The organism is Actinomadura sp. RB99 (genome assembly GCF_014706005.1).
In the GTDB taxonomy this organism is placed as follows: Bacteria; Actinomycetota; Actinomycetes; order Streptosporangiales; family Streptosporangiaceae; genus Spirillospora.
Map to the genome: position 1 here is coordinate 123,474 of NZ_JABMCA010000007.1, position 24,114 is coordinate 147,587.

General features: G+C 72.7%; 20 protein-coding genes. 6 read left to right on the forward strand and 14 right to left on the reverse strand.

The window, feature by feature from the left end:
* Window positions 1-58: 58 nt before the first annotated feature.
* From amrb99_RS09220 to amrb99_RS09255, 8 genes are all read right to left on the reverse strand, one after another.
* Complete coding sequence (locus amrb99_RS09220; RefSeq protein ID WP_190854699.1) at window positions 59-1,921, reverse strand: fatty acyl-AMP ligase; 1,863 nt, start codon at window positions 1,919-1,921, stop codon at window positions 59-61.
* 7 nt (window positions 1,922-1,928) lie between these two features.
* Window positions 1,929-3,677, reverse strand: coding sequence for an acyl-CoA dehydrogenase (locus amrb99_RS09225; RefSeq protein ID WP_190854702.1), 1,749 nt, complete (start codon window positions 3,675-3,677; stop codon window positions 1,929-1,931).
* A 136-nt stretch (window positions 3,678-3,813) separates the two neighbouring features.
* The gene (locus tag amrb99_RS50830; RefSeq protein ID WP_190854705.1) at window positions 3,814-4,209 is read right to left on the reverse strand and encodes a nuclear transport factor 2 family protein; all 396 of its coding nucleotides are present in this window, start codon (window positions 4,207-4,209) and stop codon (window positions 3,814-3,816) included.
* Complete coding sequence (locus amrb99_RS50835) at window positions 4,206-4,382, reverse strand: hypothetical protein (RefSeq protein WP_190854707.1); 177 nt, start codon at window positions 4,380-4,382, stop codon at window positions 4,206-4,208. The genes amrb99_RS50830 and amrb99_RS50835 overlap by 4 nt, the downstream gene beginning before the upstream one ends.
* 42 nt (window positions 4,383-4,424) lie before the next feature.
* Window positions 4,425-5,048 (reverse strand): SGNH/GDSL hydrolase family protein, encoded by a 624-nt coding sequence (locus amrb99_RS09240; protein WP_190854709.1) that lies wholly within the window; start codon window positions 5,046-5,048, stop codon window positions 4,425-4,427.
* Window positions 5,048-5,305: an acyl carrier protein gene (locus amrb99_RS09245; RefSeq protein WP_206699878.1), complete on the reverse strand. Its 258-nt coding sequence runs from the start codon at window positions 5,303-5,305 to the stop codon at window positions 5,048-5,050. The genes amrb99_RS09240 and amrb99_RS09245 overlap by 1 nt, the downstream gene beginning before the upstream one ends.
* A 468-nt stretch (window positions 5,306-5,773) precedes the next feature.
* Window positions 5,774-6,805: a sulfotransferase gene (locus amrb99_RS09250; protein ID WP_190854712.1), complete on the reverse strand. Its 1,032-nt coding sequence runs from the start codon at window positions 6,803-6,805 to the stop codon at window positions 5,774-5,776.
* Window positions 6,806-6,919: 114 nt separating this feature from the next.
* Window positions 6,920-7,534 (reverse strand): hypothetical protein, encoded by a 615-nt coding sequence (locus tag amrb99_RS09255; protein WP_190854714.1) that lies wholly within the window; start codon window positions 7,532-7,534, stop codon window positions 6,920-6,922.
* Window positions 7,535-7,987: 453 nt separating this feature from the next.
* Between amrb99_RS09255 and amrb99_RS09260 the strand changes: the two genes are divergently transcribed.
* The 3 genes from amrb99_RS09260 to amrb99_RS09270 all read left to right on the forward strand — a co-directional run bounded on the left by amrb99_RS09260 (window position 7,988) and on the right by amrb99_RS09270 (window position 15,856).
* Window positions 7,988-8,812, forward strand: coding sequence for a hypothetical protein (locus amrb99_RS09260; protein ID WP_190854717.1), 825 nt, complete (start codon window positions 7,988-7,990; stop codon window positions 8,810-8,812).
* A 62-nt stretch (window positions 8,813-8,874) separates the two neighbouring features.
* Window positions 8,875-10,911 (forward strand): flotillin family protein, encoded by a 2,037-nt coding sequence (locus amrb99_RS09265; protein WP_190854720.1) that lies wholly within the window; start codon window positions 8,875-8,877, stop codon window positions 10,909-10,911.
* Between the two features lie 97 nt (window positions 10,912-11,008).
* A complete protein-coding gene (locus amrb99_RS09270) occupies window positions 11,009-15,856 on the forward strand; it encodes a DNA repair ATPase (RefSeq protein WP_190854722.1) in 4,848 nt (1,615 codons plus the stop codon).
* Between the two features lie 180 nt (window positions 15,857-16,036).
* On the opposite strand, the gene amrb99_RS09275 is transcribed toward amrb99_RS09270, so the two are convergent.
* Genes amrb99_RS09275 through amrb99_RS09285 form a run of 3 tightly spaced genes read right to left on the reverse strand, consistent with a single transcriptional unit; the run spans window position 16,037 to window position 17,849 of the window.
* Window positions 16,037-16,186: a hypothetical protein gene (locus tag amrb99_RS09275; RefSeq protein ID WP_190854725.1), complete on the reverse strand. Its 150-nt coding sequence runs from the start codon at window positions 16,184-16,186 to the stop codon at window positions 16,037-16,039.
* Window positions 16,183-17,067 carry a hypothetical protein gene (locus amrb99_RS09280; protein WP_190854727.1) on the reverse strand — a complete coding sequence of 295 codons (885 nt, stop codon included), beginning with the start codon at window positions 17,065-17,067 and terminating at the stop codon, window positions 16,183-16,185. The genes amrb99_RS09275 and amrb99_RS09280 overlap by 4 nt, the downstream gene beginning before the upstream one ends.
* The gene (locus tag amrb99_RS09285; RefSeq protein ID WP_190854728.1) at window positions 17,055-17,849 is read right to left on the reverse strand and encodes a DUF6084 family protein; all 795 of its coding nucleotides are present in this window, start codon (window positions 17,847-17,849) and stop codon (window positions 17,055-17,057) included. Before amrb99_RS09285 ends, amrb99_RS09280 begins: the two co-directional genes overlap by 13 nt.
* A 561-nt stretch (window positions 17,850-18,410) precedes the next feature.
* Here amrb99_RS09285 and amrb99_RS09290 point away from each other — a divergent pair.
* On the forward strand, window positions 18,411-19,451 hold the full coding sequence (locus amrb99_RS09290) for an aldo/keto reductase (protein WP_190854730.1): 1,041 nt from the start codon (window positions 18,411-18,413) through the stop codon (window positions 19,449-19,451).
* Complete coding sequence (locus amrb99_RS09295) at window positions 19,448-19,897, forward strand: VOC family protein (RefSeq protein ID WP_190854731.1); 450 nt, start codon at window positions 19,448-19,450, stop codon at window positions 19,895-19,897. The genes amrb99_RS09290 and amrb99_RS09295 overlap by 4 nt, the downstream gene beginning before the upstream one ends.
* A 50-nt stretch (window positions 19,898-19,947) precedes the next feature.
* Here amrb99_RS09295 and amrb99_RS09300 read toward each other — a convergent pair whose 3' ends face one another.
* Entirely contained in the window at window positions 19,948-20,640 is a 693-nt protein-coding gene (locus tag amrb99_RS09300) for an SDR family oxidoreductase (protein ID WP_190854732.1), read from the reverse strand.
* 171 nt (window positions 20,641-20,811) lie between these two features.
* Between amrb99_RS09300 and amrb99_RS09305 the strand changes: the two genes are divergently transcribed.
* On the forward strand, window positions 20,812-21,822 hold the full coding sequence (locus tag amrb99_RS09305) for a helix-turn-helix transcriptional regulator (RefSeq protein WP_190854733.1): 1,011 nt from the start codon (window positions 20,812-20,814) through the stop codon (window positions 21,820-21,822).
* A 188-nt stretch (window positions 21,823-22,010) separates the two neighbouring features.
* Here amrb99_RS09305 and amrb99_RS09310 read toward each other — a convergent pair whose 3' ends face one another.
* Together amrb99_RS09310 and amrb99_RS09315 are read right to left on the reverse strand one after the other, a co-directional pair.
* Complete coding sequence (locus amrb99_RS09310) at window positions 22,011-22,892, reverse strand: alpha/beta hydrolase (protein ID WP_190854734.1); 882 nt, start codon at window positions 22,890-22,892, stop codon at window positions 22,011-22,013.
* 126 nt (window positions 22,893-23,018) lie between these two features.
* On the reverse strand, window positions 23,019-23,597 hold the full coding sequence (locus amrb99_RS09315) for a TetR/AcrR family transcriptional regulator (protein WP_190854735.1): 579 nt from the start codon (window positions 23,595-23,597) through the stop codon (window positions 23,019-23,021).
* Window positions 23,598-24,114 lie beyond the last annotated feature (517 nt).

Sequence of the window (24,114 nt, forward strand, 5' to 3'; positions counted from 1 at the left end):
GGACTTCTCTCCCTGCTTGACTCAGGGTGATGCCCGACGTTATCAGACAACGACATGATTAGTCATGCTTTTGACTAGGTCGAGTATGGACGAATTTCGCGACGCCCGGTTCGAGGTCCGCCCCGAGCGCCCCGATCTCGCCGTCCAGCAGCGCCTGGCGGGTCGGGCCGCGCCGCAGCTTCCCGCTCGTCGTGCGGCGCACCGAGCCGCGCCCGGTCAGCACCACGCTGAGCGCGGGCAGCTCGTGCGCGCGCGCCACGGCGGCCTTGATGAGCCCCGCGAGCTCGTCCGGCGTCGTCCCCGCGGCGGCCCGCGTGCTGATCTCCTGGACGAGCACGACCTGCTCCCTGCCGTCCTCGGTCGTCACGCCGTCGAGCACGAACGCGGCGCCGATCAGCGCCGCGGGATGGGCCGCCTGCGCGGTCTCCTCGATGTCGTGGGCGTGGATGTTGCGGCCGTTGACGATGATCAGGTCCTTGCGGCGGCCGGTGACGAACACCTCGCCGCCGTCCACGAACCCGAGGTCGCCGGTGCGCAGGAACGGGCCGTCGCCGTCCGCGGTGCGCGCCTGGAACGTCACGCGCGTCGCGACCGGGCTGCGCCAGTAGCCCGCGGCGACGCTGCCGCCGCGCACCCAGATCTCCCCCGCCCGGCCGTCCGGCAGCGGCTCCAGGCTGTCGGGGTCGACGATGCGGACGTCCAGGGTGACCGGGCGGCCGCTGCTCACCAGCCGCCGCACCGTTCCGTCCACCCCGTCCGCCGCGTCCCCGCCCGCGTCCGCCGCGTCCCCGCCCGGCCCCTCGCGCTCCTCGGACTCCTCCGTCGGCACAGCCCGGCCGCGGGACAGGGCGGCGGCGTCGAAGTCGCGGATCACCGGGCCCGTGCCCCACGGCGCGGCGCTGATGAGCAGCGTCGCCTCCGCCATGCCGTAGCACGGCATCCACATCCGCGGCTCGAACCCGGCGGGCGCGAACCGCTCGCACCACCGCTCCAGCGTCGCCGCGCGGACGGGCTCGGCGCCGTTCTTCACCGTCTGCAGCGACGACAGGTCCAGCGCCTCCAGCTGCCGGTCGGTGACGCGGCGCAGCGTCAGCTCGTACCCGAAGTTCGGCGCGACGATGATCGTCGCGCGGTGCCGGGTGACGAGCTCCAGCCACAGCGCGGGCCGTTTGATGAAGGTGATCGGCGACGTCAGCACGTACCGCATGCCGAGGTACAGCGGCTCCAGGAACTGGCCGACGAGCCCCATGTCGTGGAAGTGCGGCACCCAGCCGACGCCGATCGACTCCGGCGTCCCCTGGATGCGCCGCCTGATCTCCTCGGCGTTGTACAGCAGGTTCCGGTGGGTGACCATCACGCCCTTCGGCTCGCTCGTCGAACCGGACGTGTACTGCAGGAAGGCGAGCGTGTCCGGGCCGAACTCCGGCATCGTCCACGCGTCCGCGAGCAGGTCCTCCCCGCCGGCGGCCTCGGTGTCGAGGCACTGCACCTTCCCGGCGAGCCCCGCCTCCTTCAGCCATCCCTCCAGCCCCGCGAGATGGGCGCTGTCGGTGAGGATCCAGGTGATGTCGGCGTCGGCGATGATCCGGCGGGTGCGGTCGAAGCGCCCCGCGTCCAGCACCGGAAGCGGCGCCGGGACGGCCACGACCCGCGCGTACAGGCAGCCGACGAACGCCGCCATGAACTCCAGGCCCTCCGGATACAGCAGCAGGACGGCCCGGTCCCGCAGGCCGCGCTCCTCCAGCCGGCGGGCCAGCGCCCTGGCCCGCCGGTCCAGCTCGGCGAGGCCGAGCACGTCCTCGCGGTAGGCGCGGCCGGGGCCCGGCTCCTCCTTGACGAAGGTGAAGCCCCGCGCGTCCCCGTGCGTCCGCACGGTCTCCCGGACGGCCGACACGAAATCGATGTGCTTGCCCATGCTCATGGCGCCGTCACACGTCCTCGGCCAGCGTCGTCAGCGTGAACCAGCGGCCCTCGCCGGAGGAACGGAACATCGCGTCCTCCAGCGTCGGCAGGAACTCCTCCGACAGGACGGTGTCCGGGTAGGTGCGCTGCAGCAGCCGCTGGAGGCACAGGACGAGCCACTGCCCGCCCGCGAACGCGCCGCCGAACTCGCGGTGGTTGTGCAGCCACGTGAGCATGCACGACACCATCGCGTGCAGCTCGCAGTACCGGCGCGCGCGCATCAGCGCCGCCACCGACGAGGTGTCGCCCTCGCTCTCCCGGATGCCCTCGTCGACGTTCGCGCGGAGCGCGCCGATGCTCGACACCAGGTCCTTCAGCTCGGCGGCGACGCCCGGCGCGGCGTGCGCGTTCGCCGCCGCGAGCAGCTCCTCGGAGATCTGCTCGAACCGCTGCCCGACCTCGTCGCGGCCCTCGTTGGTGAGCTGGAGGCGGCGTCCGTCCGGCTGCCAGGTCGGCGGCGTCCGGGTCCAGGAGAACAGCTCCGCGAGCAGCTCGTCCTCGCCGCCCGTCTCGTCCGGCGGCCGGCAGAGGAACGGCAGCTGGGCCGCGACGTTCGCGAGGTTGACGTGCGTGGTGCCCTCGAAGATGCTCGCGATCGCGTGGTCGCGCTGCAGCTTCTGGAACACCCCGTGCGCGACGCCCTCGCGCAGGTAGCCGCGCGCCGCCAGGACCGTTCCCATGCTCGCGACGACCTCGTCCCCCTGCACCGGGACGAAGTACTTCACGATCGACGACCACAGGCTCAGCCGGCCCGGCGCGACCGTCAGCGCGCGCGCCACCGGTATCGCGACGCACTCGGCGATCAGCAGGTCCAGGTGCGCCTTCAGCAGATGGTCGCGGATCACCGGGATCTGGTAGATGTCCGCGCCGTAGAGGGTGCGCTGGTGCGCGTACTCCATCGCGATCCGCACCACCGCGTCCATCGTCCCGACCGACAGCGCCGCGATCGCCGTCCGGGTGATCTGCAGCGTCTTCAGGGTCTGGACGAGCCCGGCCCCGCGCCGCCCGATCACGCAGTCCGCGGGCAGGCGCGCCCCGTCGAACACGACGCCGCTGAGGTCGTGGCCGCGCAGCCCGACCGTCCGGACGGGCGGCAGCGTCGACCAGCTCTCCGGCTCCAGGGCCGTCTTGTCGACCAGCAGCAGCGAGAAGTCGCGCGGGCCGGTCCTGGCGTACGTCGTGACGAACCGCCCGCGCGTCGCGTTGCCGACCGGCCACTTCGTCCCGGTCAGCACCAGCTCGTCGCCCTTGCTCACCGCCTCGGACTCGCTCGCCATCACGTCGCTGCCGTGGTCGGCCTCCGACACCCCGAAGCACGCGAGGTCGCCGTTGAGGACGCCGTCCGCGACCGTCCTGCGCTGCCGGTCGTCGCCCCACAGCCATACCGGGTTCACCGCCAGCAGGCCCGACCCGTACATCACCGCGACCGTGACGCTGCGCCGCGAGATGCCTCGGGTGACGAAGAACAGCTCCTCCAGCGTCGTCAGGCGCCCGCCCAGCCCGGACGGCACCAGGTACTTGGGGAACCCCCAGGCCCGGACGGCGTCCACCGCGCCGGGGGGCAGCTCGTCGCGCTCCTCGGCCTCGACGATCGCCTTGTAGGAGAACGGGCCGGCCTCGTCGTCCATGGGATCGCCGAGGAAGCCGTCCAGATCGGCTGCGATGCCGTGCGCCGGTGACAGGCCGGCGCGTGCGGGGACCATTCCGCTGTCCATCTTCCACTCCCTGTAGCCGAACTTGTCGCGGCGCCCGCGTGCCCTCACCGGCACGCGCCGCCGCCGGGACGGCGCCTTCCGGGGCGGCCCCCCGCAGCCCCGGTCCGCGCCGCCCCATCACGAAGGGGGCGTCCCGTCACGCCCCCTGGTCCTCCATGCGGCGGCCGACCGCGCGGGCGAGCGTCATCGCCGCGGGCAGCGGCCGGACCATGACCGTCAGCCCCGTCACCAGCCCGGTCTCGCCGAACCTCAGCAGGTCGAGGCCCTGCACCGCCTTGCCCATCACCCGCGCGCTGAACACCAGCGCCTGGGACGGCGCGCTCGCCGGGTCCGTCCCGGCGAGCTCGTCGGTGTAGCGGAAGTCCTCGAACACCTCCAGCAGGACGCGCAGCAGCGCGGTGACCGCGTCGCGTCCCAGGTAGGGCTTCACCATCACCGGGCTGTGGAACTCGATGCCCGGGTCCAGGGCCCGCGTGATGGCGTCGAGGTCCTTGGCCTCCACCGCCGCTCGGAACGTTCCGGGGACCGTCACGTCGCCGCTCCCTTCGCTGTGACGGCGCGCGCCGCGGTGGCGGCGCCCGCCTCGGCGGCCCGGGCGCGGTCGTGCGCCCGGGCCCGGTGGACGGCGGGGGGCGGGTGGGAGCCGCCGGCGGCGAACCGCGCCGGCGATCGCGGGACATGGGCGGGCGAGAATGGTCTCTTCATCGTCATCCCGACTGTTCGACTGCCCCCGAGACTGTCCCGATCTCAGTTGGCACGCTCGCCGAGCATGCCGGCGGCGAGGTGTTCGATCACCTCCGCGACATAATCGTGCCCGGCCGGGCTGAGGTGGATCCCGTCGGAACTCCACATCGCTGGGTCAGCGATTTTCGTCACCGTTTCACGGGCCGGGAAAGCCATTCCGAAGTCGCGCGCGGCACGTTCCAGCTCGATGTTGAACAAGGCGATGCGCTGGAGCACGCGTTTCTTACGGAACTGCGAGATGGGCGACCGGTCGAGCAGCGGCGGGCGGGGCACCGGAATCGCCAGCAGGACGGCGCCGGCGTCCCGCGCCCAGCCGTGCACCTCGTCCAGCCGGGCGCCCGCCGCGGCGGGCTCGAACCCGTTCAGCGCGTCGTTCATGCCGCAGCCGAGCACCGCCAGCCGGGGCCGCGCGGCGCGCACGGCGGGGAGCTGGTCGCGCACCACGTCCTCGATCGTGGCGCCCGCGTCGGAGACGTTCAGCACGTCACCGGAGTCCACGCCGAGGCGCCGCGCGAGGCGGCCGGCCCAGCCGAGCCAGCCGCCCGCGGGGTCGGGATCGTCGCGGCCCTCGGCCACGCTGTCGCCGAGCACCACCAGGGCGGCGCCCGCGGCCGGCGGGCCGGCCATCACGCGACGAGGTCGAGGAGGTAGGCGGTGAGGTCGGCGACCGTCTCGCGGCGCCGCGCCTCGGCCACGTCCACCTCCACCTGCAGGTGGTCCTCGATGTCGCTGATGATGCTGATGGCGTACACCGAATCGACGCCGTAACGTGCCAGTTCGACCGCCGGGTCAATATTTTCCGTCGGCCTGTCGAGGTAGAAGGCGATGCGGTCAAGAAGCCACATCTGGAGTTCGTCGTGGGAAATTGTTTGCGATCCGCTCACCGCGCTCCCCTTTTTGTCAGAGGATCTTCTGAACCAAACCCCGATGGCCATCCGTAGCTGAGCACATGGCACGGTACATGCATATGTTCGGCATGTCACATAGCCGTCTGTGAACTATCGGCCACGAGCATGTCACTTTTCCGTAAATTAAGTCAGCGGGGCGGTAAAACGGAGCCGGTGTACCGGACGGTAACAGGTTCCGTAAGGGGCCCACGACGGGCGCCGTCAGGCGACCGCCGTCACGGCCGCCCCACGCGGCCACTCCTCCCCCGCCGGCCGTCCCACGGCACGCGACCTGCACCGTTCCCCAGGACCGCGCCCCCGCGCCCGCGGCGGACGGCGGGCCGGGCCGGGTACGTTCCATGAGAATTTCGGACAACCGCCCAATCGGGCCCTGAAGACGGGCGCCGGCGGGGTGGAAGGCGGTCCGAAAGGGGCGCCGCGCGCCCGACGGACGCGCCCGTTCGGTCACTGATCGGGTGAAATGGGAAGTATTTCCGATCTGGTCGCCGGACCGGTCAGCAATGAACCGACGGGATTCGGCTCGCGCAGCCGCGCCGCCCGATCCCGGATCGCCCGCGCGCGCTGGGCCCGCCATCGGTGCGCCGCCGTCCGGCGGAATCGCGCGACGTGCGCCGCCTCCGGACGGTCCCGTCCCGCCAGCGCGTACCCGTGCCGCCGCAGCCGGTCCGCGAGGACGTGCTCGACGAGGTCGGCCTCCCACGGCCGCATCCGCACCGCCCACGCGCCGACGTTGCGGTCGTTGACGGCCTCGTGCGTCCGCAGGTGCCACCGGCGCTCGGCCGGGACCGTCCGGCGCGCGTGGTGGTGCGGCTCGGCCATCGCCTCGTCGTACTCCTCCCCCAGGAACCCGCACAGGGCGACCAGCGACCGCTCGGGTTCGGCGACGAGATCCTCGTAGCGCATCTCGAAGTAGCGGCCTGGGCCGAGCCTCCGCGCGAGCCGACTCCCGGTGTCGACGGCCTCCCGCCAGGTCAGCGCAGCGCTGTAGACGTCGCCGTCGTACCAGGGCATCCGTGCGAGCGAGCTGACCGCGTCGCGGCCGTCGCGGACCAGGTGGACGAACTGCGCGTCCGGGAACATCCGCAGCAGCATCGGCACCTTGCGGAAATAGCTCGGCCGCTTGTCGCCCCACCGCGCCTTGCCGTGCTCACGGGCGTAGCGGCGGAACACGGCCGCGAGCGCCGAGCCGAGCGTCGGCGGGCCGTGCACGATGTCGCCGGCGACCGCGCCCGGGTCCAGCCCGAGGACGTCGAACTTCGTCCCCTCGCCCGCGGTGATCCACTCGGCGAGCGCCCGCCGGTTCGGCTTCTCCCGCAGGTCGCCGAAGCCGAGCCGCCGCGCGTACGCGACGTGCACGAATCTGGTCTCGGACGGCACCGCCAGGCGCCGGTGCGAGTGCAGCATCTGCTGCAGCAGCGTCGTGCCGGAGCGCGGGCAGCCGAGGACGAACACGGGCCGGTGGGACTGGCTGGTCATGGCGCGTGAAGCTAGGGGCGCCGCCTGAACCGGACCTCAGACCGACCTCAGAGTTCGCTGAACGTGACAGCTCGACTACTCATTGCGAGCGCTCATCGCGGCTGCTTGCCGCGGCTACTTGATCCGGCGGCGCAGGCTCGCGGAGAACGTCGCGACGCCGGTGACCACGAAGAGACCCGCCGCTATCTCCAGGGCCAGAGCCGTGTCACCGCCGTCGTCGGGACCGTCCGGAAGCCGCGGCTTCAGCAGGCCCGCCGGATCCGTGCGCAGCGTGACCGCCTGGAGCGGCCTGAGATCGGTGGAGCAGTTCTGCTGCTCCGTGAGGTGGTGGACGGCGCGCCCGCCGCCGGCCTCGACCACGGTGCACGACAGGTCGGCCCCGCGCCGGGCGTCCCGCTTCTCGACGTGCGCGACGACGGCGCGGACGGGCTTCCCGGCCGTCTTCATGTAGAGCTCGTACAGGCCGGGTCCGGCGAAGAAGGTCAGGGCGAGGCCGGTGCAGGAGAGCAGGACGGCCGCGCCGGGCCGGTGCCAGATCCCGCCCGCGAGGGTCGCGGCGACGGCGAGCGCGGCCAGGGCGACGACGACGCCCGCCACGACGAGCCCGTGCGGGTACTGGGCGAGGAAACCGCCGGCCGTGAACGACACCGGGACGAGCAGCCCCCAGCCGAGCGATCTCCAGAATGGGCGGGCCTGCGGGCCGTCCAGGGCTGCGGGGGGCGATCCCACGATGACTCCTGCCTTCTCCGAGGGGGGACGAATGCCTGCCATCCTGCCGTATCCCGGAAACGGCGCTGTCCACCCGGAAACGCGGGCAACGGACGCCGGAAGCCCACAAAAGGCTTCCACCCCCGTCAAAACTGCGCTAAAGTAACTCCCGGTGTGCCGGGAAGTCTGGTCGGCGAGACAGGATTTGTCTCCGACCAGGAGGTTGCACCTGATGACTCCCCGGCCCTTTCTCACACCGCGGCGGACGCCGCGCGACACCCCGCACCCCGCTTCGCGCGGCTTCGGCGCGCGCCCTGGCCTGACGGCCGCGACCTGGGCGGACTCCTTTCCGGACACATGACCCGCCGTATCCGGCGGGAACGTCGAATACGGCTGCGCATTTCCTGGTGAACCGGCGACCGCATTTACGGCCCGGACGGTGAATGACGCCTCGAGGCGGGAGCGTGCACACCCATGCGTGAATTCATCGACACCGTGCTCGGCTTCCCCACGGCGCTTTTCAGCTTCTCTCTGGTGGTGGTCGCCGCGTACTGGGCGCTCGTCCTGCTCGGCGGCCTGGGGCACTTCCACGCCGGCACCGATGGCCATACGGGGGCCGGTGCCGGCGGGGGAGGCCACTTCCACGGAGACGGCGCCTTCCACGGGCACGGCGGCTTCCCCGGGCACGACGGCATGGACGGGCACGGCGGCGGCCACGACACGTCCGGCGGCCACGAGGACGGCCACGGGTCGGGCGGGCCGCTGGCCGCGATCGGGCTGGGCGGCGTCCCCGCCACCATCACGCTGTCGCTGCTGATCGCGCTGGCCTGGTTCGCGAGCCTGGCCGGGTCGGTGCTGGCCGGCGGCGGCACGCCCGCGGCGCCGCTCGCCGCCGCCGTCCTGGCCGTGGCGCTCGCGGCGGCATGGCTCGGGACGCGGCTCGCCATCGTCCCGCTGCGCCGCGTGTTCCGGGAGGAGCCGGCGGCGTCGCTGCGCGACTTCGTCGGCCGCACCTGCGTCATCCGCACCGGGCGGGTCGGCGTGGACTTCGGCCAGGCCGAGGTGACCGCCGACGACGGCTCGTCCGCGATCGTGCAGGTCCGCCGGCACGCGCTGGACGTCGCGGCCGAAGGCGCAGGGACAGCGGCGGCCGAAGGCCCGCCGGGCGGCGCGGCCGGCGGGCCGCCGGGCGGCGCCGTGCGGCCCGTACTCGGCGCGGGCAGCATCGCGCTGATCTTCGACTTCGATCCGGAGGGCCAGTTCTTCTGGGTCATGCCCTACGACGGCCCGACCCCCTGAGCTCCCCCTCGCACGCTCTTGACCCCCGCATCCCCACATCCCCCCAGTAGACAGGGATCCCGATGGACGCCATCACGATCGGAGCGGGCGTGCTGATCGCGCTCGCGCTGCTCATCGCACTCGGCCTCGCGCTGATGATGACGCGGCTGTTCCGCAAGGTCGACCAGGGCAGCGCACTGATCATCTCCAAGCTGAAGAAGGTCGACGTCACCTTCACCGGCGCGGTGGTCCTGCCGGTGCTGCACAAGGCCGAGCTGATGGACATCTCGGTGAAGACGATCGAGATCGAGCGGACCGGCCGGGACGGGCTGATCTGCAGGGACAACATCCGCGCGGACATCCGCATCACGTTCTTCGTCCGGGTGAACAAGACCGTCGAGGACGTGATCAAGGTGGCGCAGGCGATCGGCACCGACCGCGCCAGCCACCAGGACACGCTGCAGGCGCTGTTCGCGGCGAAGTTCTCCGAGGCGCTCAAGACCGTCGGCAAGCACCTGGACTTCACCGACCTCTACACCCGCCGGCACGAGTTCCGCGACCACATCATCGAGCTCATCGGCACCGACCTGAACGGCTACAGCCTGGAGGACGCGGCGATCGACTACCTGGAGCAGACGCCGCTGCTGTCGCTGGACAAGTCCAACATCCTCGACGCGCAGGGCATCCGGAAGATCACCGAGCTGACCGCGATCGAGCACGTCCGGACCAACGAGTACACCCGCAACGAGGAGAAGGAGATCACCCGCCAGAACGTGGAGGCGCGCGAGGCGATCCTCGAGCTGGAGCGCCGCCAGGCGGACGCGGAGCTGCGGCAGCAGCGCGAGATCGAGACCGTCCGGGCGCGGGAGAAGGCGGAGACCGAGCGGGTGCAGGCGGAGGAGCGGCTGCGCGCGCAGACCGCGCACATCCGCACCGACGAGCAGCTCGGCGTGCAGCAGGAGAACCGCGACCGCGAGGTGGCGGTGGCCGCGAAGAACAAGGAGCGGGTCATCGCGGTCGAGAACGAGCGGATCGAGAAGGACCGGATGCTGGAGGTCATCGCCCGCGAGCGGGAGACGGAGCTGACCCGCATCGCCGCGAACAAGGAGGTCGAGGGCGAGAAGCGGGAGATCGCGAACGTGATCCGGGAGCGGATCGCGGTCGAGCGGACCGTCGCCGAGCAGGAGGAGTCCATCAAGCGGGTGCGGGTGGTCGAGGAGGCCGAGCGGACCCGCCAGGCGGTCATCATCCAGGCCGAGGCGGAGGCGCAGGAGAGCCTCGTCAAGGACATCAAGGCGGCGGAGGCGGCGGAGGCCGCCGCGCAGCACCGCGCCCGCGAGCAGCTGACGATGGCCGACGCGCGGCGGCAGGCGTCCGAGCTGGACGCGCAGGCCAAGATCCGGCTGGCCGAGGGGATCCGCGCGGAGGCCGCGGCGGAGGGCCTCGCGGAGGTCGAGGTCCGGGAGCGGGACGCGGCGGCGATCGAGAAGGTCGGCCGCGCCGAGGCGGCGGTCGCCGAGCAGAAGGCGCTCGCCGAGGCGGTCCGGATCAAGGGCGGGCTGAAGGCCGAGGCCGAGGGGCTCACCGACAAGGCGGCGGCGATGGCGGCGCTGGACGACGCGACGCGCCAGCACGAGGAGTACCGGCTGCGGCTGGCGGCGGAGAAGGACATCCGGCTGGCCGGGATCCAGGTGCAGCGGGAGGTCGCGGAGGCGCAGGCGACGGTGCTGGCGGCGGGGCTGGAGAAGGCCGACATCGACATCGTCGGCGGCGACAGCGTGTTCTTCGACAAGCTCCTCGGGTCGATCGCGCTCGGCAAGAGCGTGGACGGGTTCGTCGGGAACTCCGAGACCGTGCGGGCGCTGGGCGGCTCGTGGCTGGACGGGACGGGCTCGCTCAGCGGCGACCTGACCCGGGTGCTGGGGGCGGCCGGCGGCGGAGGCGTCGGGGACCTGACGATCGCGGCGCTGCTGACGCGGCTCGCCTCGTCCGGCGGCCCGAACGCGCCCGCGCTCAGCGACCTGCTGGACGCCGCCGAACGTCTCGGCGTGGCGAACGCGCCGGTCGGGGCGGTGCCGCCCGCGGGGTCGAACGGCACCCCGCTGACCCCGGCGAGCTGACCGTCCGGCCGCATCGACTCGCGGCGCGCCGTCCGCAGCGACCCCCCATGGGGCGGCGCGCCGCGACCGGACTCCCGACCAGGATGGAAGTGAACGCGTGAGCGGGCTCGACCAGGGGACGTACGAGGTGCTGCGGGCGCGGCTCGCGGAGCGGGCCGCGGAGGCGGCGCGGCGGGCGGAGGCGCTGAACGCCCGGCGGCTGGAGGTGTTCGGCGGCGCCGAGCTGCGGCTGACCGGCACCGAGCAGGTCCGGACGGAGCGCGCGGGCGTGCCCCGCGACGTGGTCGCGCTCGGCGGGACGCTGCTGCTCGGCTGCAACGCGCCCGGGACGGCGGGCGTGACGTCCGTCGAGGACGTGTTCTCGCTGCACCGGTTCCGCGACGGCGGCGACAGCGACGACAGCGGGGACGGGGACGGCGGCGCCGGTGCCATCGGGCCGGCGGGCCCGGACGCGGTGCCGGGGCTGCTCGACGACCCGCGCTTCCACCGCGACTTCGCCGACATGTTCCGGTACTACCGGCAGGCGCGGCTGCTGCAGCTCCGGCTGGTGGACGGGCGGCTGCTCGCGGTGTTCCAGACCGGGCCGCAGCTGTCCGACCTGCGCGTCCTGCGCTGGCGGACGGCCCCGGACGGCACCGTCGCCTACGAGGACAACCAGGGCGAGCGCGACCACTCCTTCCCGCCGTCGCACGACGTCGAGTGGATCGAGACGACCCGCGACGACCACGTCCGGGGCAAGCACCCGCACATCTCGATCGAGGGCGAGGTGTTCGTCGCCACGGTCGGCGGGACCCTGACCGTCAAGGTCGACAATGACACGTCCACCGACAGGGGGATCCACTCCGAGCCGGTGGACGAGCCGCTGCAGGCCCTCGCGGACGCCGACGTCCGGTACGCGCGGGTCGGCGCGCTGATCCTGCTGCGGATCCGGCCGTACAACGAGCCGGCGTGGCGGCACCTGGTGTTCAACGTGCGGACGAAGGAGGTCGTGCGGCTCGACGGGATCGAGCAGGCGTGCCGGCGGCTGCCCGACGACCACGGGATCGTCTTCCCGGGCGGCTACTGCCTGGACACCGGTGTGGTGAAGACGTTCGACACCGACGTCACCGGGCTGGAGTACGAGGGGGTCGTCCGGTCGCCGAACGGCGAGGACGTGCTGTACGCGTTCCACTCGCGGGGGGACGGGCGGTCGCTGCTGCTGCCGTACAACGTGATCCGCAAGCGGGTGGCGGCGCCGATCGCGTGCCACGGGTACTCGCTGTTCGAGGACGGCACGCTGGTGGTGCTGCGGGCGCTGCCGGCGGAGCCGGTCCGGGCGCATCCGATGCAGGTGTGGGCGACGCCGTTCGTGTCGGAGGAGCACGCCGCCGCGCAGCCGGTCGGGACCGGGCCGCTGGAGCGGGTCGGCAACGCCGACCTCGTCCGGGGGATCTCCGAGTGCCTGTCGATCACCCGGATGGTGGACGAGATGTCGCCGTCCGCGCGGGTGTTCGAGGCGCTGATCGCGGCGTGCACGCGGGCGTCCGACCTGTTCCACTGGCTGGCGGACGAGGAGCTGGGCGACCTCGCGGCGCCGATCGCGGACGTCCGGGCGACGGCCGGGCAGGTGCTGGACGAGTACGAGAAGGTCCGCGCGCTGACCGAGCAGGCCGCGGCGGCCGTGGACGAGGCGGGCGAGGACGTCGCCGCGCTGGTCCGGCGGGCGGGCGCCGAGGAGCCCGCGACCGCCGACGGCTGGGTGTCCCGGCTCGCCGAGATGCGGCGGGCGCTCGGCCGCCTGGAGACGCTCCGCGACCTGCGGTACGCCGACACCGCCCGCATCGACGAGCTGTCGGGCACGGTCGAGACCGAGCTGCGCGCACTGGGCGAGCGCTCCGTCCGGTTCCTGCAGGGCGAGGACGCGTTCACCGGCTACCACGCCGAGGTGGAGCGCATCGCCGAGGAGGCCGGGGCGATCGCGACGGCCGCCGCCGCGGCGCCGCTCGCCGAGCTCCTCGACGCGCAGAACGAGGGCCTGGAGGTCGTCACCGAGGTCGTCGGGGACCTCGACATCACCGACGCGACGGCCCGCACGGCGATCCTGGAGCGCGTCGGCGAGGTGCTCGGCGGGCTCAACCGGGCCCGCGCCGTCCTCGACAACCGGCGCCGCGAGCTGCTGGAGCACGAGGGGCGCGCCGCGTTCGCCGCCGAGCTGGCGCTGCTGGACCAGGCGGTCGCGGGCGCGCTCGCCGGCGCGACCACTCCGGAGCGCTGCGACGAGCAGCTCGGCCGGCTGCTGCTCCGGCTGGAGACGCTGCAGGCGCGCTTCGCCGAGCTGGAGGAGTTCGCCGCCGGGCTGGAGACCAAGCGCACCGAGCTGTACGAGGCGTTCTCGTCGCGCAAGCAGACGCTGCTGGACGAGCGGGCGCGCCGCGCCGGCCGGCTCACCGGGTCCGCCGACCGGATCCTCACCGGGGTGCGGCGCCGCGCCGCGTCCCTCGCCTCGCCGGACGAGGTGAACGCCTACTTCGCGACGGACGCGATGGTGGCGCGGATCCGCGCGATCGCGGACGAGCTGCGCGGGCTCGGCGACGACGTGCGCGCCGAGGAGCTGGAAGGGCGGGTGAAGGCGGCCCGCCAGGAGGCGGCGCGGGCGCTGCGCGACCGGCTCGACCTGTACGGCGAGGACGGCACCACGATCCGCCTCGGCCGGCACCGGTTCGCGGTGAACACCCGCCCGATCGAGCTGACGCTCGTCCCGCACGACGGCGGGATCGCGTTCACCGTCACCGGGACCGACTACCGGGCGCCCGTCCGCGACGAGGCGTTCGCCGCGACCCGCGGCCTGTGGAACCAGACCCTCGTCTCGGAGACACCGGAGACGTACCGGGCCGAGTACCTGGCGACGTCGGTCCTGGCCGCCCGGTCCGCGGACGAGCTGCGGGGCGCCGACCTGCTGCGGGTGGTGCGGGAGGCGGCGGCCGACCGGTACGACGAGGGCTACGAGCGCGGCGTCCACGACCACGACGCCGCCCGCATCCTCGACGTGCTGCTGCGCCTGCACGCGGACGCGGGCCTGCTGCGCTACCCGTCGTCCGCCCGCGCGGCGGCCCAGCTGTTCTGGACGCACGGCGCCGACGACGCCGCCCGCGCGGCCTGGGCGACCCGCGCCCGGTCCCTCGTCCGGGCCCGCCGGTCGTTCGGGCGCGCGCCCGCGCTGGACGACCTGGCGGGCGAGCTGACCGCGGCCGTCGGGGAGTTCTCGGCGCGCACCGGCCTGCCCGCGCCGGACGGCCCGCCGGCCGCCGAGTACCTGATCGAGGAGCTGGCCACGGCGCCGGACGGGTTCGTCATCGGCACCGGCACCCGCGACCTGCTGAAGTCGTTCGGCCCGCACCTGTCCGCGCTGGAGGAGGACCTGCGGGCGCTCGGCGGCGACCTCGCCGCCCGGTACCAGCTCGCCGGCGCCTGGCTCGGCTCCCACCTCGCCGCGTCCCCGGACGCCGACCCGGCCGACCTGCCCGAGGCCGTCGCGACCGTGCTGTGCCCGTCCGCCCGCTATGACTCCCCCGCCGCGCTGACCGCGACCGTCGAGGACCTGCTCGGCGCCCACCCGCGCATCACCGCTGGCGCCCTGCCGCTCCGCCTGGACGAACTCCTCGCGCGCACACAGCGGTTCCGCACCGAGCGCGTCCCCGCGTTCCGCGCCTACCAGAAGCGGCGCAACGAACTGGTCGCCGTCGAGTCGGAGCGGCTCGGCATCCCCGGCCTCAAGCCCCGCACGATGAGCGCGTTCGTCCGCAACCGGCTCGTCGACGAGGTGTACCTGCCGCTCATCGGCGACAACCTCGCCAAGCAGATCGGCGCCGCCGGGGACGGCAAGCGCACCGACCAGATGGGCCTGCTCCTGCTGATCTCGCCGCCCGGCTACGGCAAGACCACGCTGATGGAGTACGTCGCGGACCGGCTCGGCCTCGCCCTCGTCAAGGTCGACGGCCCGGCCCTCGGGCGCGACGTCACGTCCCTCGACCCGGCGAAGGCGCCGAACGCCACCGCCGCCCGCGAGCTCGAGAAGATCGACTTCGCGCTGGAGATGGGGAACAACGTCCTGCTCTACCTCGACGACGTCCAGCACACCTCGCCGGAGTTCCTGCAGAAGTTCATCCCGCTCTGCGACGCGCAGCGCCGCGTCGAGGGCGCCACCCGCACCCACGACCTGCGCGGCAAGCGGTTCGCCGTCTGCATGGCCGGCAACCCGTACACCGAGTCCGGGCAGCGGTTCCGGATCCCCGACATGCTCGCCAACCGCGCCGACGTCTGGAACCTCGGCGACGTCCTCGCCGGCAAGGACGAGCTGTTCGCGCTCAGCTACATCGAGAACGCCCTGACCTCCAACCCGGTGCTCGCGCCGCTGGCCGGCCGCGACCGCGCCGACGTCGAGCTGCTCGTCCGGCTGGCGTCCGGCGACCGGAGCGTCCGCCCGGACCGCCTCGCGCACCCGTACTCGCAGGCCGAGCTCGACCAGATCCTGTCGGTCATGGCGAAGCTCCGGCGCGTCCAGGAGGTCGTGCTGACGGTGAACCGCGCCTACATCGCCTCGGCGGCGCAGGACGACGCGTCCCGCACCGAGCCGCCGTTCCGGCTCCAGGGCTCCTACCGCGACATGAACAAGCTCGCCGAGCGGGTCCTCCCCGTGATGAACGCCGAGGAGCTCGAGACGCTCATCGACGACCACTACCGGGCCGAGGCGCAGACGCTCACCTCCGACACCGAGTCCAACCTGCTGAAACTGGCGGAGCTGCGGAACGCCCTCACCCCGGAGCAGGAGGCCCGCTGGGCGGAGGTGAAGGCCGCCTACGTCCGCGCCCGGACCCTCGCGGGGAACGAGGACGACCCGTCGGTCGGCGCCCTCCTCCACCTGGCCGACCAGCTCTCCGCCATCGAGAAGGCCCTCCGCGACCGCTGACGCGACCGGCCCGCGCCGCCTCTGGCCCGCGGCGGCCCGACTCGGCCTCGCGGCCCGGCGGCCCGGCGGCCTGCGCAGGAAAGGCGCGCCCGATCGGTCGGGCGCGCCTTCACGCAGTCGCGGGGGCGGGGATCGAACCCGCATCGCCGGCTTACGGGACCCGCATGCTCCTCGTCCCGGTCACTCCTGCTCGGACCGGGCCCGGCGCATCAGCGCCGGCATCATCTTGATCAGGACGGCGGCCATCGCGGCCACCAGCATCCCGACCATCATGCGGCCCGCCATGGCCCGCATGCCGCCCTTGCGCATGCCCATGTTCTGCTTCCTCATCGCTCACTCCTTCCTGTTCCGGTGGTGGCGCGGTCTCCGCCGCGCGGGTCGCCGGCGGCGAGCTCGGCCAGCAGCCGGTCGAGACCGGCGCCGCCGAACAGGTCGGCCGGAGTCTGCGGGGCCACCTGGGGCCAGTCGTAGAGGACGATCGGCGCGGCCAACACCGTGCCGTGCCCGCCCTGCGGGCCCGCCAGGACGGGCCACAGGCCGTCGCTGTGGCAGGCGGCGGCCGCGTCGGCCAGGCGCGGGGGCGGGGCGGCGGAGGAGACGAACGACCCGCCGGACGCGTCCGCGACGAGGTGCGCGCACAGCATCCCCGTGCGGTCCGCCTCGTCCCGGTCCCCGGCGGTGCCGGTGTTGACGATCACGGCGCGGAGCCGGACGGCGCCGGGCGCGGCCCGCTCCGCCGACAGCACGACGGTCCCGGTCACCCGGTCCCAGGTGCGGAAGACCCGCGCCGTGCCCTCGATCCGCTTCTCGTCGAAGCCCGCGGCGATCGCGACGGGCACGCGGACGGGCGAGCGCAGCAGCCGGTCCAGCCGCAGCCGCCCGCTGGTGATCTCGCGTTCGCGGGCCTCCTGCCGCGTCCGGTACGTCCCGGCGCCGGCCTTCAGCTCGTGCACCGGGGCGTCGCCGTCCATCATCTGCCGGTGCACCGCGTGCAGGAACCGCAGCGTGAACTCCACGGTCGTCTCGGGGCCGTCCTCCAGCAGGAACTCCGCGGAGACCGTCCAGCGGCCGCCGGACCGCTCCGCCTCGTCCTTCGGAAGGACGCCGCCGATCGTCCAGCGCTTCCCGGTCCGTGCCGCCGAGGCACGGTACGGCCACAGGAGATGCCCTTCGTAGAGAACCGTGTCGGCGATCGCCCTCACGGCGTCCATGGGCCGCTCTCCTCCGGCCGCATGGCCATCTCAGCGCTGAGCGCGGTGTCGCGCAGGGCGGTGCCCGTTTCGTTCAGCGACTCCAGCCGCGCGGCGTCCCGCAGGCGCTCGGTGTCGTCCGGCTCGACGTCGCCGTGCAGGGACTCGGCGGCGTGGAGCAGCTCGTCCACGGTGTCGTCGAAGGACGTGTGCGCGCGGCGGGCCCGGTAGGCGGCGAGGCGGTCGAAGCGGTCCTCGTCGAGGCGCAGCCACCGCACGGCGCCGTAGTAGCGGTCCACCAGGCTCCGCCACATGGCGACGGACAGCTCGCCGGTCGCCTGGTGCCGGCATGGGATCTGCGCGGTGCGCAGCACGCCGTCCTTGCCCGGGTAGAAGACGGTCCCGTCGAAGGCGAGGTCGAGCGGGACCTCGCCGCCGCCCAGGGCGCGCAGGTACTGGTCGGCGGTGACCTGCATGTCGTGCCCGCAGGGCAGCGCGACCGTCACCTCCGTCTCGCCGCGGAACGTCGGGACGGTCAGGCCGATCCGCGCCCACAGCAGCCCGCCGGGCGGGTCGTCCGACAGCGAGGCCGGGCCGATCATGCGGACCAGCCGGTCGCGCTCGGCGTCCTCGTAGCGGCGCCGCGCCGCCGCGATCGTCACGGTGGTGGTGAGCAGGACGCACTGGACCGGCCCGCCGTCCGGGCGGCGCAGCGCGATGCGCAGGTTCAGCGTGGGCGCCGCCGCGAAGGGCTCGGGTTCGATGCCGAGCAGGTCCAGCGCCAGTTCCGGGACCGCGTTCATGCGGGCGTCACGCCCCCTTCGCCGACGGTGGTCATGGCCACTCCCCCCAGAGATCATCGACCAATTCGACCTGCCCGGCGGGATTCGCCCGCAAACACCGCCGGAAATCACCCTCGGGCATTTCCATGACCGCGCAAAGAGCACGATCTACCTGGGAAGATCCGCGCGGCGGAACCGCTGCCGCGCGGCGAGCGGGGTGGGCGGTGCGGGCGGCGGAGCGGGTGGGTGGAATGGGCCGTGAGCGGGAGCGCCATGGACGCGATATCGAGGTATTAGTCCGATATGCGGGGGACGGCGGGCCGGTCGGAGATCGCAAAACTTTCCGGAGTCATGCACGACACGGTGCGCTTCCGCGCCGCATCGCGTCGCATCGTGGCGAGTCGTGGCGAGTCGCGTCGTGGCGAGTCGCGTCGTGGCGAGTCGCGTCGCATCGCGGCGAGTCGCGGCGAGTCGCGGCGGCGGAGCGGGAGCCGCCGGGGCGGGAGCCGGGGGTCGCGGCTTGACCTGGAGCGCGCTCCAGCTTCTAGCGTCGTGCCCGTCCACCACGAGAAGGAGCCCGCATTGCAGTACCGGAAGCTCGGCCGTACCGGCGTCGAGGTCAGCACCCAGTGCCTCGGGGCCATGATGTTCGGCGCGGTCGGCAACCCCGACCACGACGACTCCGAGCGCATCATCCACCGCGCGCTCGACGCCGGGATCAACTTCGTCGACACCGCCGACATGTACTCCGCCGGGGAGAGCGAGGAGATCGTCGGCCGCGCCCTCAAGGGCCGCCGCGACGACGTCGTCCTCGCCAGCAAGTTCTTCTTCCCGCTGGGGGACGAGCGCAACGCCCGCGGCGGGTCCCGCCGCTACATCGTCCGCGCGGTCGAGGCCAGCCTCCGCCGCCTCGGCACCGACCACATCGACCTCTACCAGATGCACCGCCCCGACTGGGATACCGATCTGGAGGAGACCCTCGACGCCCTCACCGACCTCGTCCGCCAGGGCAAGGTCCGCTACATCGGCTCGTCGTCCTTCCCGGCGGACCAGATCGTCGAGGCGCAGTGGGCGGCGGCGCGCCGCGGCGGCGCCCGGTTCGTCTGCGAGCAGCCCCAGTACTCGATCTTCGCCCGCTCGATCGAGGACGCGATGCTGCCCGCGGCGCGGCGGCACGGCATGGGCGTCATCCCGTGGAGCCCGCTCGCCGGCGGCTGGCTGACCGGCAAGTACCGGCGCGACGAGGCGGCGCCCGCCGGCTCCCGCTTCGCGCCCTCCGACGACTCGAACTGGAAGGGCCGCACGGTCGACACCGACCCGAGCGCGCCCGTCCGCTACGACGCCGTCGAGCGGCTCACCAAGATCGCCGATGAGGCGGGCCTGTCGCTGACCCACATGGCGCTGGCCTTCGTCGGCGAGCACCCGGCGATCACCTCGACCATCATCGGCCCGAAGACGATGGCGCAGCTGGACGACCTGCTCGCCGCCGCCGACATCCGCCTCGACCCGGCCGTCCTGGACGCGATCGACGAGGTCGTCCCGCCCGGCACCGACATCGCGGGCATCAAGCACCTGACCGGCAACCCGGCGCTGGACCCCGAGAACCGCCGCCGCCCCCGGTGACCGGCTTCTACCACGTCTGCTTCGCCGTCCCCGACCTCGCCGCGGCGATGCGCGACCTCACCGCCGCCGCGGGCCTGGCCTGGCGCGACCCCGCCGACGGGCGGCTCGGAGAATGGGACTACCGGATCGTCTTCTCCGCCGATGGTGCCCCGTTCGTCGAGCTCATCGAGGCCGCGCCGGGCGGGCCGTGGGGCGACACGTCCCGGCCGGGCTTCCACCACCTCGGCTTCTGGACGTCCGACCTCGCGGCCGGGACGGTGAGGCTCACCGCGGACGGCTTCGCCGAGACGTTCTCCGGCTGCCCCCACGGCCGCGCGTTCGCCTACCACCGCGTCGACTCGATCGGCGCGGACGTCGAGCTCGTCGACCGGAGCCTCCAGGCGTCCTTCCTGGACACCTGGAGCCCCGGCGGCCCGCCGATGCCCGCCATCGACGAGCCCACCTGAGCCGCCGCCCACGCTCTGCCGCGCCGCCTCTCGTGCCGGGCGCTCTCGGGTCAGACGGGCTGACCGATCGGCCGGATGGTCAAGGTGTTGAGGTCGACGCCCGCCGGCTGGTCGAGGGCGTGGCAGACCGCCTCGGCGATGGGCTGGGGAGGCAGCGCGAAGGGCGGAGCGCCGGCGCCCTGCCAGAAGGGCGTGTCGATCATGCCGGGGTTGACGAGGGTGACGCCGATGCCGCGGGTCGTGGCGTGCAGGCGCAGATTCTCGGCGAGTCCGGTGGTGGCCCACTTGGTGGCCGAATAGAGATTGCCGGGCGAGTTCTTCAACCCGGCGACGCTGCCGATGAGCACCAGCCGTCCGCTGGTGGCCTCGAGGTGGGGCAGGGCGGCGTGGGCCAGCAGGGCGGGGCCGAGAACGTTGGTGAGGACCATCGGCGCCCACGACGTCGGATCGCCGGCCCCGACGGAGTCACCGGTCATGAATCCGGCGTTGGCCACCGCCGCGTCGAGGGCACCGAAACGCTCCACGGTGCGGGTCACGGCCGACTCGGTGGCCTCCCAGTCCGCCGCGTCCGCGATCATGCCCAGCAGCCGGTCGGGGTGGCCGGTCTCGTCCAGGAAGGTCTTCAGCCTGCCCTCGTCGCGGCCGGTGACGGCCACGCGGTGGCCGCGGTCGAGCAGCAGCCGCGCGGTGTGCGCGCCGATACCGCTGGTCGCGCCGGTGATCAGTACGGTCTTGCCGGCCATGGTCATGCTCCTGAGGGGTGATGGGGATGAGGGGCGGCGGACGGCGGTGATGGAGCGCCGTCCGTACCGCCGATCCCACGAAACCGGTGCCGTCAGGGGCGAGCAAGGTCCCGTTTATGGGGGGTACAAGCGCGACCTCCCTATCGTCCGGGCCGTGGGTACGGTGGACGAATGGAGTTTCCGCCCGAGAGCCACGGCGGCGATCGCACCGACAGCCGGACCGACAGCCTGACTGACAGCCGCGCCGACAGCCTGACTGACGGCCGGACTGACAACCGCGCCGACAACCGCTCGGAAATCCGCGGCTTCCTCACGAGCCGGCGCGCCAGGCTCGCCCCGGAGCGGGTCGGGCTGCCCACGAGCCGGCGACGCCGGGTGCCGGGACTGCGGCGCGAGGAGGTCGCGGCCCTCGCCGGCGTGAGCACCGAGTGGTACACGCGACTGGAGAAGGGCCACATCGGCGGCGTCTCCGAGGACGTGCTGGAAGCGGTCGCCCGGGCATTGCTGCTCGACGAGGACGAGCGCACCTACCTGCTGGATCTGGCCAGAGCGGCTCGTCCCGCCCGCCGGGCGGCACGGCGCCGCCGCCGCAACGACGTCGAGATCCCCTCCTCCGTGCAGTGGATGGTCGACTCCATGACCATGGCCCCCGCCTTCGTGCGCAACGGCCGCTTGGACATCGTCGCGAGCAACGCGCTTTGCAGGGCCCTTTATTCACCGATGTTCGACAGCGGCACCACCGCTGATCGGGGCTGCGCCAACTTCCCCCGCTATTTCTTCCTCGACCCCGGCTCTTCTTCCCATTTCTTCGTCGACTGGGAAGAGGGCGCCAAGGCCACGGTCGCCGTGCTCCGCGCCGAAGCCGGACGCGAACCTCACGACCGCGCTTTGCGCGAGCTCGTCGGGGAACTGTCCACGCTCAGCCCCGAATTCCGCACCATGTGGGCCAGTCACGACGTCCGGATCCACCACGGGGGCGTCAAGCGGCTGGACCATCCCGAGGTCGGCCGCCTGGAGTTGGCGTTCCGCTCTCTGAACCTGCCGCTGGCTCAAGGGGCCGTGCACGACCTGACCGTCTATGCGGCCGAGCCGGGCACCCCCTCGGAGGACCGCCTTAAAGTCCTCGCCAGTTGGTCGGCACCTCGCGGCTCGGCCGCAGAACCGATCCGCCCGCCCCGCTGACGTCGACCCCGTGACGTCGAACGCGGGGCAGACCCGAACGCCGCGAGCGCTCGCTTCCGAAGCCGGACGCGGCGTCCGGGTGCTTCGTCCGGGTGCTTCGTCCGGGTGCGGCGTTCGGGTGCGGCGTTCGGGTGCGGCGTTCGGGTGCGGCGGTGCTGCCGCTACGTCCGGGTGCGGCGGCCTTGCTGCTACGTTCGGGCGGCCAGGAAAGGCAGCACGACCTCCGCCATCTCGTCGGGCACCTCTTCGGCGAGGTCATGTCCGGCGTCGAAGACATGGCCGGTGACGTCATCGGCGAACAGCCGCATCTGAGCCTCGTTCCGGTCGCCGATGAAGGCCGAGCCGCCGAGCGCCAGCACGGGGATGTCCAGCTTCTTCTGTGCGGCCTGCCGGTTCTGCTCGGCGTCGACGAGCATCGCCCGATAGATCGCCAGCATCGAGCGGACGCCTCCGGGCATGGAGTAGCAGCGCACGTACTCCTCGATCGCGTCGGCGGTGGCGCTGTCCGGGCGGCTGCGCTCGCTCTTGATCATGTACGTGATCAGCTCCCGTTCGTGCCCGGCGATGAGCATCTCGGGCACGTCCGGCTGGAAGTAGAAGCCCAGGTGCCACAGGTGCATGCCGCTCGAGACGTTCTCGGGGGTGAGCGCCGTGTGGTCCTCGAAGCCGAACCCGGGGAACAGCGCCTCGACGAAGACCAGGGCGCTGACATGGTCGCGGTGGCGGGCGGCGAGCTGGTAGCCGATCACGGCTCCCCAGTCCTCTCCGATCACGCTGTAGGTCTCGTGCCCGAGACCGGCCATCAGCGCGGCGACGTCGTCGCTCATCGTCGCGGAGTCGTAGCCGTCCGCGGGATGCGCCGAGTCGCCGAGACCACGCAGGTCGGGCACGACGACGGTGTAACGCGGCGTCAGCTTCGGGACGAGGTGCCGCCAGTGGTAGCCGGTCTTCGGGACGCCGTGCAGGAGCACGACGGCCGGCCCGGACCCGGCCGTCCGGTAGTGCAGGCTCGTCCCGTTGACGGCGGCACGGCCCGTCCGGACCGGCTCTCCCTGGTGATCAAGCATCATTCTCTTCTCCCTTTCATGGCGTATTCCACATGGCTGCGGATGCAGCGCGTCGGGTGGCGGCGGCCCGGCATCGACGCCGACTCGCCGTTTTATGGATCGTGCGATCCAGATAGCGGGCATGCGACATCAGTCGAGGGCGGTCAGGGCGACCTCCACGAGCGGTTCGAGGGCGCGGGCGTCCGGCGTGACCTTCGAGGAGACCAGCAGCCCGTTGAGGAACGTGACGAGGAAGGCGGCCAGGGTCTGCGGGGCATGCCGCGCCGAGATCTCACCGCGCTCCGCCGCCGCGCGCAGCAGGTCGGCGAGAGCGTCCTGGTTGGCGCCGAGCACGTCTCGAACGATGCGTCCGGTCTGCTGGTCCTCGGGCAGGCGTTCCGTGGCAGCGTTGACCAGGAGGCAGCCCTGGCCGCCGTGCTCGACGGCGATCCGGATCCGCTCGACCAGCAATGCGCGGACGGCCGAGCGGGCGTCCGCGCCCTCTTCGAGGGTCCGCAGGGCGGCCGCCGCGAAGGTGGAGCGATAGTGGTCCAGCGCGGCCCGGTAGAGGCCGTCCTTGTCGCCGAACGCGGCGTACAGGGAGCCCTGCCCGATCCCGAGATGCCTGGTCAGATCGCGCACCGAGGTCGCCTCGTATCCGCGCGCCCAGAACAGCTCCATCGCGCGGCTCACCGCCGCCTCGGTGTCGAACTCCCTGGTCCTCGCCATGCGCTCACAATACCGTATCTGGATCGCACGTTCAAGAATCCGGACTCTTGCCGCTCCGGGTCGTCACACCCCAAGTCCGAGTCCGAGTCCGAGTCCGATCGCACCGCACCGCACCGGGACCGCCACCGCGACCGCTGATTCAATGCAGTCGCCGACATTGCCGGCCACTGTGGATTGCTCCTGCGCCACGCAGGCTCCACCGGCGCAGACCAGGCTTGACACCTACAAAAATGTCGAGCTGCTCAAACGCGGGCCGTCGACGCTACCAAGCCCACCCGTACGCGGGCTTGACAGCGCCGCCTAGGCCACGCGGACTACACCCTTCAATAAGAGCGGATCTGAATTTGCTCGATGCCATCATTTAGGACTCATCGGCGTTCCAGCAACACCGAGAAGGGGTGTTCGGGTGGTGGGGTGGCGCTTGCGTACGGGGCCGCCCCTCCAAAGTCAAGGGCGCCTTCGGCGTCGCTTCGCGATGGACTTCGTCCACCCTTGACTTCGGAGCCTCTGCGGCCCC

Bases quoted from the DNA above. Each gene is read 5' to 3' on its own strand.
- amrb99_RS09315 (WP_190854735.1), bottom strand. From the start codon at position 23,597: ATGGCGAGGACCAGGGAGTTCGACACCGAGGCGGCGGTGAGCCGCGCG.
- amrb99_RS50835 (WP_190854707.1), bottom strand. From the start codon at position 4,382: ATGAAGAGACCATTCTCGCCCGCCCATGTCCCGCGATCGCCGGCGCGG.
- amrb99_RS09285 (WP_190854728.1), bottom strand. From the start codon at position 17,849: ATGAACGCGGTCCCGGAACTGGCGCTGGACCTGCTCGGCATCGAACCC.
- amrb99_RS09280 (WP_190854727.1), bottom strand. From the start codon at position 17,067: ATGGACGCCGTGAGGGCGATCGCCGACACGGTTCTCTACGAAGGGCAT.
- amrb99_RS09310 (WP_190854734.1), bottom strand. From the start codon at position 22,892: ATGATGCTTGATCACCAGGGAGAGCCGGTCCGGACGGGCCGTGCCGCC.
- amrb99_RS09265 (WP_190854720.1), top strand. From the start codon at position 8,875: ATGGACGCCATCACGATCGGAGCGGGCGTGCTGATCGCGCTCGCGCTG.
- amrb99_RS09260 (WP_190854717.1), top strand. From the start codon at position 7,988: ATGCGTGAATTCATCGACACCGTGCTCGGCTTCCCCACGGCGCTTTTC.
- amrb99_RS09220 (WP_190854699.1), bottom strand. From the start codon at position 1,921: ATGAGCATGGGCAAGCACATCGATTTCGTGTCGGCCGTCCGGGAGACC.
- amrb99_RS09240 (WP_190854709.1), bottom strand. From the start codon at position 5,048: ATGGCCGGCCCGCCGGCCGCGGGCGCCGCCCTGGTGGTGCTCGGCGAC.
- amrb99_RS09225 (WP_190854702.1), bottom strand. From the start codon at position 3,677: ATGGACAGCGGAATGGTCCCCGCACGCGCCGGCCTGTCACCGGCGCAC.
- amrb99_RS09300 (WP_190854732.1), bottom strand. From the start codon at position 20,640: ATGGCCGGCAAGACCGTACTGATCACCGGCGCGACCAGCGGTATCGGC.
- amrb99_RS09275 (WP_190854725.1), bottom strand. From the start codon at position 16,186: ATGAGGAAGCAGAACATGGGCATGCGCAAGGGCGGCATGCGGGCCATG.
- amrb99_RS09305 (WP_190854733.1), top strand. From the start codon at position 20,812: ATGGAGTTTCCGCCCGAGAGCCACGGCGGCGATCGCACCGACAGCCGG.
- amrb99_RS09250 (WP_190854712.1), bottom strand. From the start codon at position 6,805: ATGACCAGCCAGTCCCACCGGCCCGTGTTCGTCCTCGGCTGCCCGCGC.